The sequence below is a fragment of the Paenochrobactrum gallinarii genome, assembly GCF_014205685.1.
In the GTDB taxonomy this organism is placed as follows: domain Bacteria; phylum Pseudomonadota; class Alphaproteobacteria; order Rhizobiales; family Rhizobiaceae; genus Paenochrobactrum; species Paenochrobactrum gallinarii.
On sequence record NZ_JACIIU010000084.1, the window covers coordinates 1 to 1015 of the forward strand.

General features: G+C 45.6%; 2 protein-coding genes. Both read left to right on the top strand.

What is annotated here, in order from left to right; all coding sequences use genetic code 11:
- The first annotated feature begins 259 nt into the window (after positions 1–259).
- Positions 260–568 (top strand): type II toxin-antitoxin system RelE/ParE family toxin, encoded by a 309-nt coding sequence (locus tag FHS77_RS16085; protein WP_184224919.1) that lies wholly within the window; start codon positions 260–262, stop codon positions 566–568.
- Entirely contained in the window at positions 561–851 is a 291-nt protein-coding gene (locus FHS77_RS16090; protein ID WP_184224920.1) for an addiction module antidote protein, read from the top strand. The genes FHS77_RS16085 and FHS77_RS16090 overlap by 8 nt, the downstream gene beginning before the upstream one ends.
- The last annotated feature ends 164 nt before the right edge of the window (positions 852–1015 follow it).

The following is a 1015-nucleotide window of genomic DNA, read 5'->3' on the forward strand; positions in this document are numbered from 1 at the left end:
TTCTGGACCGCCCAAAATTTCAATATGCGAATTATGACTAGTCATATGCCTAACATTACTCCTAACCCTTAATTAAGGGTGAGAAAATGTCCGGAGAATTCGGGGGCTCTTACACGTTATGTTCATCGATAAGCTGGGTATTTGCTTATGGCCTTCTATTCGTGAAATCAGGACAATACATGTGGGCTCGTGTTGGACGAGAGCCACTGCTCTAAACGTACCGCTTGAATTTATGTAGTTTTAAAACTACGTGTGTGATATGGTCATCGAAATTAAACAGACGGCAGTTTTCCAAAAGTGGGAAACAGGGCTTCGCGACAAACGAGCACGAACCATCATTGCTACTTGTTTAATGCGCTTGGCTGAAGGATTGCCGGGAGACATCGAGCCGGTAGGCGAGGGTATAAGCGAACTACGTATTCACTATGGCCCCGGCTATCGCGTCTATTTTCAGAAGCGCGGCAATATTCTGATCGTGCTTTTGTGCGGTGGAGATAAAGGATCGCAGAAACGCGACATTACAGTGGCAAAGAAACTAGCATCTGATTGGAGCGAAGGAAATGGCTGAAGAACTGACAACGTATGATCCCGCAGCTGCGCTGACAGATGACGAAGAAATTGCTTTCTTTATGGCAGATGCCTTTGAGACCGGCGATGCAGCTTATATCGCAAAGGCGCTTGGCGTCGTTGCGCGTGCTAAAGGCATGTCAGAAATTGCAGAGAAAACGGGTCTGTCTCGAGAGCAGCTTTATAGATCTTTCAGTGAACGCGGCAACCCAACGCTTAAGACAACACTGGCTGTCATGCGTGCACTTGGCGTTGATCTTACTACAAAGCCCTATCATGCTTAAATTGATCATTACAGCTTTAGCTCTATTCGCAACACCCGTTATTGCTCAGTGTCCGTTCCAAAATGAATTGAGTGATTTCAGTCCAGGCCATCTTGATCTCCGTCGTATGTCAGAAATCCGATTGAATCATAACTAACTGAAATCACTCAATTCATTTTGGAACG